We start from the raw sequence: 229 nt of genomic DNA on the forward strand, positions 1-229 counted from the left end.
TTTCACCGGTATTGTTACTGTTGCCGTTAGGGTATGAAGTCGCGCTGGGCGGCTTTATTATGTGCGGCGTGCTGTTCTGCCTGGTTTCTTTTATCGTGAAGAAAGCGGGGACCGGCTGGCTGGACGTGCTGTTTCCACCTGCGGCAATGGGCGCAATCGTTGCCGTCATCGGTCTGGAGCTGGCCGGCGTAGCTGCCGGTATGGCGGGTTTACTCCCGGCTGAAGGGCA

1 protein-coding gene is annotated in these 229 nt (G+C 58.5%); it reads left to right on the forward strand.

What is annotated here, in order from left to right; genetic code table 11:
- Positions 1-229, forward strand: a 229-nt coding sequence (locus FN960_RS24875) for a solute carrier family 23 protein (protein ID WP_368854079.1), incomplete at both ends; no start/stop codon positions are given.

The sequence above is a fragment of the Alkalicoccobacillus porphyridii genome (genome assembly GCF_007293315.1).
GTDB lineage: Bacteria > Bacillota > Bacilli > Bacillales > Bacillaceae_D > Alkalicoccobacillus > Alkalicoccobacillus porphyridii.